The sequence below is a fragment of the Nitrospira sp. Nam74 genome (genome assembly GCF_965152615.1).
In genome coordinates, this window is the sequence record NZ_OZ224220.1 from 1699061 (window position 1) to 1711074 (window position 12014).

A 12014-nucleotide genomic window follows, 5' to 3' on the forward strand; every position below is an offset into this window, starting at 1 on the left:
ATCTTGTTCGCAAAAGAGACGACATGAGCGGAACCGCTCGCTGTGGAAAGAGCGATTTCGCACTGATTGTTAGCCGGCGTGGTGCTCAGGAGAAAACAAGCTTTGGTATTACGATAGGTTGACTACACTTCATCATGTCGAAAGGAGTGGAATATGACTTGCTGAGGTTTTGACAGCAGGAGTGTTTATGGAACTGGTTATCGTGTCCTTTGTCCTGTGGGGTTTAGTTTCCCTGGTGTTTGGCCTGATCTGGCCATCTTCTTAACACCAGAATGGACAGACTCTGGGAGGATCCCACCGGGAATCCATCACCGATTCTTCTCCACTGCGTGTCTTACGAACGAGCCTCTTTGACCGCTTTAAAGATAACATTAACATGTGGGATGGCTGGCCACCCCAGCACCTCAAGCGAATCCTGCACATACGCCGGGGTTCGCATACCGTTGAGTACGCACGTGACGCCCGGCGTGCTGCTGAGGACCCAGAGCGCCTTTCGCGAGAGAGATTGATGCCGCCGCGATTCAGGAAGCAGAGGGTCGATCAGCCTCGTAATGGCCGATGTCTTCTCACGACTTTTGAGCGTAGCTTCCCGACGTAACTCTCGCAACAGCCGAAGCAGCTCCGGCAGGTATCGATCTCGCCAGCTCTGCCATTTCTCTGCCAAGTCGCCATTGAAATGTTGTGTCAACGCTCGTAAGACCTGATTGATATGGGGAGCGATCATTTGGTACTCGATCTGTTCCCAGTGCTCCAGATTTTGAATCAACGGTCGTATTCGAGCGAGCTCACTAGCCCACCTAAAGTAATCCTGCGGCGGCATGCCTTGTCCTGAGGCTTGAATATGCGGCACGAACGTAGTCCGGTATTCTTCTTCGAGCGTCGCGATGGTATCCCGCTGGGGCTCGAAGTCGGCCTCCTTCGCTTCCAGTGGAAGGTCGGCGAGGCGCACCATCGCGTTGCCCTTGCCGGGCATGGCATTCAATGGGCGATTCACCAGCACGGCGATCTGCTCGCTCTGTGCCAGATCCAATACTGTCTGGCGGTTATCTTTGCCGGTGTTGGGGGTCAGAAGCGCACCTGACTCGAACAGATTCATAGGCAGTTGAAGCACACGAAAATGGTGTGCGCCACCGGCCGCAGCTTGCCGCGCGGCCTCCAGCATGCGTGATAAAGACGTGGCCTCCGGGTCGCTAGGCTCCGCAGTACATGTATTGGATGAAATGCCATAATATTGGAGCCGTCCTGCCGCCACCTGGGTCTCTAAATAGGCAAAGGCGGCTCCAAGGCGTCCATAAAATTCTTCACGCAGTGGCGCCAGATCGGTTTGTCCTCGGTGTTTGGCATCGGACAAAAAGTATTCGGCATTGTGTAGGAGTAGGACATCCAGGGTCTGCAAACCTAATCGATCGAGCGATAACGCCAGCTGATCAGCCAGAAAGTCGGGATGGATGCAATGCCAGATGCCGTCACCGTATTTGACCATCTCCGGATAGGGATTCCCGGCCTTCTCTCGAGCCTCGGCGGCCTTGAGGTTTACTCCCTGGACATATCCAATCTTTGAGACGACGATGATCTCGTCTCTTTTTAGTGCGCCTTTGCTCACCAGCTGACTCAGGACCGTGCCGATCATACGCTCACTGTCGCCGTCCATGTAGTTCGTGGACGTATCGATGAGGTTACAACCACCCAACAGCGCTTTGGTCAGCGCTTCTCGGTGTTCCGGGTCTTCAGTGCTGGTGCGATATCCACCGAATCCAAGTCGACTCGTGGTCAGCCCGGTCGCCCCGAGCGGCGTGTACCCATGAGCCATATCTGATGAACTGCCTGGGCTGCCGATGACGCGGACCGCATAGGCGGCCGTGCCACCGCTGGTGGCTAATCCCGGCATCTGGCTTCCTTGCAATGTCTTCGATGAGGCAGTGGAGGCGGAACTTGTGTCGGAAGAGGAGTGGCCTAGCGCCGACGCAACGGCAGACGGTTCGATGATCGGCGTTTGGCACGCGAAATTCCGACACACATACAATGCCGCCCGTCCCCTCACTAGGCTTTTTCCACTCGTGAGTGGATGCTGAGGATCGGGCCCTTGCGGATCGTAATGGGCCATGATGCGGTTAGGCAGATAGTGCCGATTTACCTCTGCGCGGAGGGCTTCATACCGAGTGTCCCCTTGCGTGCCGACGAGCGCCAATTCCACGGGGCCATTGAGCAGGAGATCGACGACAGAAAGGCTCTTGGCAAACGCCCGTGGATAGCGGGTGATCTGACGACCGTACGCACGAATGGCATTCGTGGCCGCCACGCGGAACTCCTCGCGTGCATAATGAAAGGACAACCGGGCCAGAACCATGGCCGCTACCGCATTCCCGCTCGGCGTCGCTCCATCAGGCCCTTCGCGGCTTCGGACAATCAATGATTCGTGGTCTTTGGCCGTCGTAAAGAAACCGCCGTGCTCCGCATCCAAAAAGTCGGCGATGATTCGCTCGGCGAGGCGAACCGCCTCATCCAAATATCCTTCGTGGGCACCGGCTTCATAAAGGTCGATCAACCCTTCGGCAAGGTAGGCGTAATCGTCCAGGCATGCGTTGAGATGCGCTTTTCCCAGCCGATAGGTTCGGTAGAGGCCGTTGTCCGGGCGCCTCATGGTACGCAAAAGGAAATCAGCCGCTTCTTCCCCGGCTTCCAGGTATTTGTTTTCGCCAAGGACCCGCGCGCCTTCAGCCATGGCGCTGATCATCATGCCGTTCCAGGCCGTTAGGATCTTATCATCGAGGCCGGGAGGTACTCGTTTACTTCTGGCTGCATAGACCAGGGGTTTGACTCGATCGATCGTCTCCCGGAGCTCTTCGTGGCTGATGTGCAAATCCCGTGCGACCTGATCTATCGGGGTTGGAGTATTCGGAATGCTCTTGTGTTCCCAGTTACCGCCCGCCGTGATGTCGTAATAGGCGCAAAACCGCCTGGCATCGTCATCGATCTGGACGGCCTGGCGGATCTCTTCCGGCGTCCACACAAAGAACTTTCCTTCGACACCTTCTGAATCCGCATCCGTGGCCGAATAGAATCCGCCTTCGGGCGACGTCATCTCACGAAGGATATACTCGAGCGTCTCGGTTGCGACGCGCCGATAGTTGGCATCATGTGTGAGTTGAGCCGCCTCAAGGTAGGTGCGAGCGAGGAGGGCATTGTCATAGAGCATCTTTTCGAAGTGTGGCACGAGCCACTTTTCATCTGTTGAATACCGGGCGAAGCCTCCGCCAACGTGATCATACATTCCGCCTGATGCCATGCCGTCAAGGGTTTTCCGCACCATCGTGAGCGTATGCACATCTCCGGTTCGGTTGTAGCGGCGCAAGAGAAACGACAGGCCGGTGGCCGGGGGAAATTTTGGGGCATGGCCAAAGCCGCCGTGGCCGGGGTCAAATTCCTCGGCATATTGGGTCACCGCCGCGTCTAATTCCGTTTCGCCGACTGAAAGCGGAGCGCCGACCCGCATCTCGTTCTGTAAACGTGCAGTGATCTCGCCGGCTTGCCGGCGAAGACCTGCGGCGTCGGTGCGCCAGTATTCGGCAACCTTATTCAGCACGGTGGCGAAGCCTGGTCGCCCCCATCGGTCAGTCGGAGGGAAATAGGTGCCGGCGAAAATAGGTTGCTGCTCCGGTGTCAGAAAGACCGTCATCGGCCAGCCGCCCTGTCCTTGATTCAGGGCGAGTGTGGCTTGCATGTAAATCTCATCAAGGTCCGGGCGCTCCTCGCGGTCCACTTTAACGCACACGAAGTGTTCATTCATGAGTGCCGCGATCCGTTCGTCTTCAAACGATTCGCGCTCCATCACATGGCACCAGTGGCAGGCGGAATAGCCGATGGACAGGAGAATAGGCTTATTGAGGTCGCGCGCGCGTTGCAGGGCCTCGGACCCCCACGGATACCACTCGACCGGATTATGCGCATGTTGAAGCAGATAGGGACTGGTTTCTGTAATCAGGCGATTCGGCTTTTTTGATGATGACTGTGTGGTCATGAATTCACCGTACCATCGGTTTGGAATGGCGGTCAATCTCGAAATCGAGAAGGCGAACGCGAAAAAGATCGGCCCGCAAACTCGTCAAGCGAGTGCGGGCCGAAAGAGAGCCGGGTTTGGCGGAGACGGTTGTTACTGCTTGGCTTCGCCTTTTTTCTTGTGGGCCTTCTTTTTGCCGTGGCCTTTCTTCTTTGGCTTCTTCTCGGCTGGAGCATCTGTGGCCGGAGGAGCGGACTGCATGGCTGGTGGCGCGGTGGGAGCCGGTGCCGGCGCGGTCTCTTGCGCAAACGTTGCAGCAGTGAAGCCCACAAGTAAGACCCCGGAGAATGCGAGCGCTAATACCTGTTTCATGATGCAGTGCCTCCTTCCAATAAAGAACCGGCCCGCGACTCACGTGGAGGCGGGCCGGAAAATCTCCCTGTACAGTGCTTGAGGCGCTGCTCAGTGTCCCTTCTTCTCGTCCTTCTTCTTGTCGCCCTTCGCGTCACCCTTGGTCTCGGTCTTGGGGGCGCCCTTTTCATCGGCGAAGGAGATGGTGCTCATTCCGACAAGGAACATCACTGCCATGGCTGCCAACATAATCTGCTTCATCTGTCCTACCCTCCTTAGGATGATGGTAAATGCCGGGAGAAGCTCCCCGCAGGTCGCTTACCCTAATCAAATTACCTGCCCGATGTCAATGAAGAATTGGCCAAGACGGGTTCTTCAGAAAGCCTGGAACTGGCATGACCATGGGGTGACCAGCCGACGTGATCCCCGGTTCATGAACGCGAATATGGTACGCTTTGAGTAGTACGGAATGACTCTGGAGATCCAACATGGTGGATGTCGGCCCGTATTCCAACTACCGCATCACGGCTCGGCTTGAGCTGGCCAATGTCCCGGGGATGTTTGCCCGAGTCGCCACTGTGCTGGCGGAAGAACGGGCCAATCTCGGCGCCGTGGATATCGTCTCGGCTTCACCGAACCACATCGTTCGGGACGTCACCTTTGACGTACAGGACGAGACACACGGTGAGCGAGTCGTGAAGCGGCTCAACGCTATTCCCGACGTGCGCGTCATGTCCGTATCGGACCGAATATTTCTGCTCCATTTGGGAGGAAAGATTCGAGTCGAAGGTAAATTGCCAATAACGACCCGCAACATACTATCTATGATCTATACGCCCGGCGTCGGGCGTGTCTCTCAGGCGATTGCACAGGATTGGTCCAAAGCGTATGCGTTTACGACGAAGGGCAATAGCGTCGCGATCGTCACTGATGGATCGGCCGTCTTGGGGCTCGGCAATTTAGGGCCGTATGCCGCTCTCCCCGTTATGGAAGGCAAAGCGATGCTGTTTAAGGAGTTTGCCGGCATCGATGCTTGGCCCATCTGTCTAAGTACGCAGGACCCCGATGAGATCGTTCGGGTGGTGCAGGGCATCGCGCCGGGTTTTGGCGGGATCAACCTTGAGGACATTAGCGCCCCGCGGTGCTTCGAGATCGAGCGGCGCCTTAAAGACAGTCTCGACATTCCCGTGATGCATGACGATCAACATGGGACGGCGGTGGTCATTTTGGCCGCGCTGCAAAATGCCTTGAAGGCGACCAAAAAACGCATCGAAGATGTGCGGATCGTCGTCAATGGTCTTGGCGCGGCGGGCCTGACCTGCTGCCAAATTCTCTTAGCGGCAGGTGTGTCCCACTTGCTGGGCTGCAATCGGCAAGGGATCGTGTTATCAGGGGACGCGGAGCATCTCCGTGGGGCGCGTCACCATCTCGCGGCATGTATTGAGAATGAGAAGCCGACGGGCACGCTCCAGGATGCGCTGACAGGCGCGGACGTGTTCATTGGGCTCTCGGTGGCAAACGTGTTGACACGAGAGGATCTTGCGCTCATGGTCCCGGATCGCATCGTCTTTGCGATGGCCAATCCAGACCCAGAAATTTCGCCCGTTGAGGCGCTTTCATCGTGCCGCATTTTTGCTACCGGGCGATCGGACTATCCAAATCAGATCAACAATGCCTTGGCGTTTCCAGGGATTTTTCGCGGAGCGCTCGATGTACAGGCGCGTGAGATCAATGAGTCGATGAAATTGGCGGCCGCTCAAGCCTTAGCCGACCTGATCCCCGAGGGGACACTCAGCGAGGACTATATTATTCCAAGCGTGTTCGATACACAGGTTGTTCCTCATGTTGCAAAAGCCGTCGCGCAAGCGGCGCGGGACACCGCTGTCGCGCGCCGTACCGCCAAACATGAACCATAAGACGCGCACCGTTATCGGTAATGCACAAGGGTTCGTTGACTATCTTACCCTTAACGAATAACGGTCAGTTCGATCCATCACCTCCCAGGCTCAGCTCATAGAGCAATACTTTCCAGCCATCGTCTTCGCTCAAGAACTGTCCGACGATTGGTAACATCCCGGTGCCCGGCACCTTGCCGGACTGCCCCAAGCTGCCGTTTTTGAGGACCCACATCATTTCGCCCGGCGTCCGATACTTCTTGAACTTCGGGTTGGTGAAATTTCTCGGTTGGATAGGCAGGACTTTCGCTGCGCCGCCGTCGCCCTTGCCTTCGGGTCCATGGCACTGAAAGCAGGTACCGCGACCAAGAAATATCGCCTTGCCTTCGGCGAGCACTTCCGGTGTCGCTTCAAAGGGCGGTTTGAGCGCCTTGGCGGCGGCCAGGTCAGAGGACGGCACGCGCGGTAGTTTGATATCAAATTCGCCACCGGCTTGGCCATACCCGGAAGGATCGGCCGCCAGACATGTGACTGAAGCCCATGCGAAGGTAAGTCCCGCGAATAGCATTGCACGATATACCATGATGCCTCCGTGGTTATAACGTGAAAATCAACGGGTCGGCGAAGGGCTGACGCGCTATTATAGCGCGTCTAGCTGGCTACCAGGCATGCAGGTTCCTGCTGTCGTCACCGAAATTCTTTATGCTAGAATGCGCGCTGGATTTGAGCTCGTTATCGTGCCGCTGGACACGTCTATCATGCCGTTTAACGCGAGAACCTTTGGGAAATTTCAAGTCGGCATGAGAAAGCGGATTGTTGAGCTTCGCGCGAAAACCGAAGACTGTCTCGACGTGGCGATCGACTCCATGATGGTAGATCGCGTGGACAGCTTTTTTCGGATCGAAGAAGGTTTAACGGAAATCGATCGCTCGTTGACCTTGATTGAGGAAGAAATGGCACACGTGGTCGATCTTTCGAGCGCTCAACGCCTGGACTCACGTCTGGAGTTCATGGAGGATCGGTTCGAAGAATTCGATAGCGAAGTGCGGCAGCGGCCGCGCCGTCGTCGCCGACGAATCAACATGGCCGATTTCTTCAAAGCCGCAGGTGGCGGATGGGGAGAAGCGCAGGGGACGCGGGGGGACATCAACAACCCGACCGACGCCTATGCCGCCCTGGAGGTGGAATATGGCAGTTCCTTAAGCGTCGTGACCCGCGCGTTTCGCAACCGCGCCAAGAAGCTGCACCCGGACGCGCGTCGGGGCGACCGAAGCTCGGAGCCGGAACTCCGCCGCATCATCGAAGCGTACCAATTCCTGAAAGAACATTTAAGTCTAAGCAATACGGAACCGCCGATCAATCCCGGGACAGGCGGGACGTACTCACCATCGGAGTAAGAACAGCCGTGACAGCCTCTCCCACGTATATCACCGATCGTCATAGCCTGCGTACTTTTGTCGAACGCTTGCGCGATCACAACCGCATCGCGTTGGACACGGAATTTGTCGGAGAAGACAGCTTTGTGCCGCGTCTCGAGCTGATTCAAGTTGCGGCGGGGGACCTTTCAGCGGCGATTGACTTTCCTGCCGTCGGGTCATTGGATGATTTCGGAACCCTGCTGGCTAATCCGGCCATTGAAAAAGTCGTGCATGCCGGACGGCAGGATCTGGAATTATTTTATGCTCATACCGGGCATGTGCCCAGCCCGATATTCGATACCCAGGTGGCGGCCGCCATGGTGGGGTATGGTACCCAGATCGCTTACGCGCAGCTCGTCCAGCGCATCGTCGGCGTGAAGTTGACCAAGGCGCATACTTTTACGAATTGGAGTCAGCGTCCGCTTACAAAGGACCAGCTGTCCTATGCCTTAGATGACGTGCATTACCTGTTATCGGTCCATGCGCATCTCCAAGAACGGCTCAAGGCGCTAGGCCGGACGGCCTGGGTGGAAGAAGAATTTCTTCGATTGGGATCGAAGCTGACGGATGGGTCACGAGAACCGCGACACCGCTATCAACGGATTCGTGGCTGGGAGAATCTCAAGCCGCGTAGTGCCGCCGTGCTTCGAGAACTTGTGGCGTGGCGTGAAGAGGAGGCGAAACGCCGTGATGTGCCTAGAGGCCGTGTCATTCGCGACGAGGTGCTGTTGGAGATGGCGCGGCACATTCCGATGAAACTCAGTGCGTTGAAGGGTATGCGGGGTCTCCATGGCTCCGAAGTTGAACGTAATGGCGAGGCGCTGATCAAGGTCATCGAACGTGGTCTGGCCGTTCCAGAATCAGAATGGCCCGAGGCCCCGAAAAGTAAACGGCCGGAGCCGGAAGCGGCCGGCCAGGTCGATTTGCTGCAGGCCGTTCTCAAGGCGATTGCGTTAAAAGAAGAGATCGCCCCGACGCTGCTCGCCGGCGCGTCGGATCTCCAGGAACTCGTCGATGCGAAACACCACCGTGAGAAATTGGATCTGCCGATCCTCCACGGATGGCGTAGAAAGCTGGCCGGCGAGACGTTGCTGAATGTACTTCAGGGCAAGCTACACGTCAGCATCGAGCCGCGGACCGGTACCTTGAAGTTAACGTCTCACTAACCCACTAAATTGTTCCTGAGTCAGTGTTTACAGAAGAGGCTTTATTGAGTCGGCCGGCCTGGCGAGGATGGCCGTCTCTCCTTTTTCCACAATAGGACGTTGAACCAGGTCCGGGTGCATAATCATGAGATCCAGGAGTTCGTCGTCGCTCAATTCCTTTTTTGCCAGTCCGAGGCTCTTATAGATATCCTCCTTCGTCCGTAACAGGTCTCGTGCCTTTAATCCGGCTTTCTTGAGCAGGCTCTTCAGTTGTGTTTTGGTAAACGGCTTTTCATAATAATTGATCGCCTCGAATGGCTGACCACTGTCTTTGAGAATCTGGACCGCTTGTCTGCATGTCGTGCATGTCGGCTTGTGATAAATCGTCATCTTGGCCATGTCGTCTCCTTGTCATGTGAATAGGTCTACCTTGACGGAAAATTTACTCGCGTGGTACACAAGGGTCGTGTGGATTAAGGATTGAACCATGCTGACTGCAGGAACTAGTTCCACCGGAGAATTCGCCTGTGCGTCGGCGACCCAACGGACGCTCAGGCACTTGAGAACCAAGCGGAAGGGACAACCGGTGTTTGTCGTGGGGCATGTTCCCCAACGCAAGGGCCAGGAGGCCACCTTTCAGCTTTTCAATGAACGTCTCGCTGTCGTCAAATTTGCGGATGAGGTCAGCCTTGGGTACGATCCGTCGGAATTGCTGCTTCCCACAGAAATCGATGACAAAGGCGTGGCCTATTTCGAGATTCGTCACTGTGCTTCGTGCGATCAGCCTTTCCCACTGACATCTGAAGAAGCCCAAGCTGAGGAAGAACCTACCACGTGTCCGGAGTGTTCTTCATAGTTGCCGGTCGGCCCTGAGCATTGGAGAGGGGGGATGAGACACGACTCACTTCGCTCGCATCAATCCACCAGCGGAGCGAACTCCAAGGCCTTTTTGAGCAGGCATTCTCCGGCGACGCCTTGTAGTGCCATGGGCAACATACCGGCATCCAGAGCTTTGACGGATGTGATTCGATACCCTGGGCCTATTTTGAGCCCGTCTGCTTTCAGCGCATGACAGATCTCTAAATTCCTCCAAATCAAGTTATCCAGGACCTCTTCGGTCGGCGTAAGGGTTGCTTGCGAGACCGTTCCTCCTACTGAGACGTCGGCGGTGACCTGGCGTTTGTCCTTCGCCACATTAGTCACAACGGCGAAGATGGTCTCCTGCGCGGAGACAGGACATGCCAGGAGCCACAGGAGCGTCGCCATCACGATGGCAGAGCGATGGTCACCAAGTCTCCGGGTTGATGGCCTACTCATGTGCAACGTGATTCAATCCTCATTCAACCCTCACTCGGAGGCACGCAGCACACGCTCCGAAAGCCATCCTTTGCCACCGTCTGCAAGAGTCACTTCATAATACCGTTCCATACGACCGGGCACACGTTCGGTAACCTGCATCGCGCGCACACTCACTACAGTGCCGCCTGGCAGGGCACGTGTCGCTCCGGGAATCGATGTCGCCGAATCAGGCGGTGAAGGCAGTAAGTTGACCGTTCGTGAGTCGTATTCCTCTGGCGCTACGATCACCCTTTGCCCAATCTGAAAGGCAGGAGAAAAAGACCCGGCGGCCGCCGGACTGCTCGAAGGCCCTCCGTGGCTCAATGCACTTCTCCCCACCATTCTCGATGAAGACGTGAACGTATCGGGTAACATAGGTGCTTGCTGCGGTTCGCGGAGCCACACAACCGTAGCCCCGATAGCAAGCGCCGTTCCCCCCAATCCAAGCATGAGATGGAACAATGACGGCATCACCGGCTGTTCTCCATGAAGCGCTGGTAGAGTATGCCGAAGCGGCGGTGTCTTCGCAAGCGGAGAGACAGCCTTGACCAGCCGAAGGTGGAGCCCATACTATTCTAGTATGACAGTGGGACGGCTGAGGGGGATGCACGATGCCTCATGATTTTATGCCTGGGTTAGCCGGTGTGCCGGCTGCTCGGTCTGCAGTGAGCGACGTGGACGGACAAGCGGGGATCTTGGAATATCGAGGGATCCGCATTGAAGAACTGTGCGGGCGGTCGTCTTTTCTTGAAACGACCTGGCTATTATTGTTTGGCCGTTTGCCCACCCAGGAGCAACTCGCTACGTTCATGGAGGATGTACGCTGTCACAGGCGGGTCAAATACCGCATCGTCGATCTCATCAAATGTCTGCCTGAACAGGGCCATCCGATGGATGCGCTTCAAGCCGCGGTGGCGGCCCTCGGGATGTTCTATCCAGGTCGAAACGTCAAGGATGTCCAAAATAATTATTGGTCGGCTGTGCGGTTGCTCGCCAAGTTGCCGACCATTGTCGCGGCGCACGCGCGTCTCCGCAAGGGGGATGATTACATCCCACCTCGGGACGATCTGAGTTTTTCTGAAAATTTCTTGTACATGTTGTCGGAAAAGGTCCCTCCAAAAATATGGGTCGAGGTGCTGGATGTCTGTTTGATCTTGCATGCCGAGCATACGATGAATGCGTCCACGTTCACCGGCCTCGTGACGGCCTCCACGTTGGCTGATCCGTACACGGTTGTGGCATCATCGATCGGCGCGCTCAAGGGGCCTCTGCATGGCGGCGCGAATGAAGAAGTCGTGCAGATGCTTCGTGAGATCGGAACGCCGGGCCGTGTACGGAGTTATGTTGAAGAGAAGGTCCGCGCGAAAGAAAAACTCATGGGGTTTGGTCATCGTGTCTATAAAGTTAAAGATCCACGCGCGACAATTTTACAAAAGATCTGCGAGCGGCTGTTCAAGGAAACCGGCAGTTCGCCGCTCTACGATGTGGCTTTGGAGGTCGAGAGGGTCGCCTCTGAACACTTTGGCGCGAAGGGAGTCTATCCCAACGTCGATTTTTATTCAGGGATCGTCTACGACAAGATGGGCATCGAACTGGAATTCTTTACCCCCATCTTTGCTATTGCCCGGGTCGCGGGATGGTTGGCCCACTGGTTCGAGCAACTTAAAGAAAACAAGCTGTACCGGCCAGAACAAATTTATGACGGCGAACACAATCGCCCGTATGTTCCGATTGAGCAACGATAGCAGCATAACAGCCGATGGCGTAGCCGATCCTTACCTGCGCAGGACTATTCAAACAGACTGACAAATCTCCACAGGATGAGCGCGTCCAGCGCAATAATCCCTAGCAGTGCACCAAGTCCCAAGAG

At 56.2% G+C, this 12014-nt stretch carries 12 protein-coding genes; 5 read left to right on the forward strand and 7 right to left on the reverse strand.

Annotated features, from left to right (window positions below):
* Positions 1-334: 334 nt before the first annotated feature.
* The 3 genes from ACWHYZ_RS08160 to ACWHYZ_RS08170 form a co-directional block, all read right to left on the reverse strand.
* On the reverse strand, positions 335-4018 hold the full coding sequence (locus tag ACWHYZ_RS08160; RefSeq protein WP_447986784.1) for an aldo/keto reductase: 3684 nt from the start codon (positions 4016-4018) through the stop codon (positions 335-337).
* Positions 4019-4150: 132 nt separating this feature from the next.
* Positions 4151-4369 carry a hypothetical protein gene (locus ACWHYZ_RS08165; protein WP_447986785.1) on the reverse strand — a complete coding sequence of 73 codons (219 nt, stop codon included), beginning with the start codon at positions 4367-4369 and terminating at the stop codon, positions 4151-4153.
* 90 nt (positions 4370-4459) lie between these two features.
* Positions 4460-4609 carry a hypothetical protein gene (locus ACWHYZ_RS08170; RefSeq protein ID WP_447986786.1) on the reverse strand — a complete coding sequence of 50 codons (150 nt, stop codon included), beginning with the start codon at positions 4607-4609 and terminating at the stop codon, positions 4460-4462.
* A gap of 227 nt (positions 4610-4836) precedes the next feature.
* On the opposite strand from ACWHYZ_RS08170, the gene ACWHYZ_RS08175 reads away from it, so the two are divergent.
* The gene (locus ACWHYZ_RS08175) at positions 4837-6264 is read left to right on the forward strand and encodes a malic enzyme-like NAD(P)-binding protein (RefSeq protein ID WP_447986787.1); all 1428 of its coding nucleotides are present in this window, start codon (positions 4837-4839) and stop codon (positions 6262-6264) included.
* Positions 6265-6328: 64 nt separating this feature from the next.
* Here ACWHYZ_RS08175 and ACWHYZ_RS08180 read toward each other — a convergent pair whose 3' ends face one another.
* Entirely contained in the window at positions 6329-6826 is a 498-nt protein-coding gene (locus tag ACWHYZ_RS08180; RefSeq protein WP_447986788.1) for a c-type cytochrome, read from the reverse strand.
* An 85-nt stretch (positions 6827-6911) separates the two neighbouring features.
* Here ACWHYZ_RS08180 and ACWHYZ_RS08185 point away from each other — a divergent pair, with 85 nt between their 5' ends.
* The gene (locus tag ACWHYZ_RS08185; RefSeq protein WP_447986789.1) at positions 6912-7640 is read left to right on the forward strand and encodes a J domain-containing protein; all 729 of its coding nucleotides are present in this window, start codon (positions 6912-6914) and stop codon (positions 7638-7640) included.
* An 8-nt stretch (positions 7641-7648) separates the two neighbouring features.
* A complete protein-coding gene (gene rnd, locus ACWHYZ_RS08190) occupies positions 7649-8827 on the forward strand; it encodes a ribonuclease D (protein WP_447986790.1) in 1179 nt (392 codons plus the stop codon).
* A 27-nt stretch (positions 8828-8854) separates the two neighbouring features.
* Here the strand turns inward: rnd and arsC are convergent, their stop codons facing one another.
* The gene (arsC, locus tag ACWHYZ_RS08195) at positions 8855-9205 is read right to left on the reverse strand and encodes an arsenate reductase (glutaredoxin) (RefSeq protein ID WP_447986791.1); all 351 of its coding nucleotides are present in this window, start codon (positions 9203-9205) and stop codon (positions 8855-8857) included.
* An 88-nt stretch (positions 9206-9293) separates the two neighbouring features.
* Here arsC and ACWHYZ_RS08200 point away from each other — a divergent pair, with 88 nt between their 5' ends.
* Positions 9294-9662: a hypothetical protein gene (locus tag ACWHYZ_RS08200; protein WP_447986792.1), complete on the forward strand. Its 369-nt coding sequence runs from the start codon at positions 9294-9296 to the stop codon at positions 9660-9662.
* 59 nt (positions 9663-9721) lie between these two features.
* Here the strand turns inward: ACWHYZ_RS08200 and ACWHYZ_RS08205 are convergent, their stop codons facing one another.
* Positions 9722-10123: a hypothetical protein gene (locus ACWHYZ_RS08205; RefSeq protein WP_447986793.1), complete on the reverse strand. Its 402-nt coding sequence runs from the start codon at positions 10121-10123 to the stop codon at positions 9722-9724.
* Between the two features lie 30 nt (positions 10124-10153).
* Positions 10154-10618, reverse strand: a complete 465-nt coding sequence (locus ACWHYZ_RS08210; RefSeq protein WP_447986794.1) for a hypothetical protein — start codon at positions 10616-10618, stop codon at positions 10154-10156.
* A gap of 137 nt (positions 10619-10755) precedes the next feature.
* Here ACWHYZ_RS08210 and ACWHYZ_RS08215 point away from each other — a divergent pair, with 137 nt between their 5' ends.
* Positions 10756-11889, forward strand: coding sequence for a citrate synthase (locus ACWHYZ_RS08215; RefSeq protein WP_447986795.1), 1134 nt, complete (start codon positions 10756-10758; stop codon positions 11887-11889).
* Positions 11890-12014 lie beyond the last annotated feature (125 nt).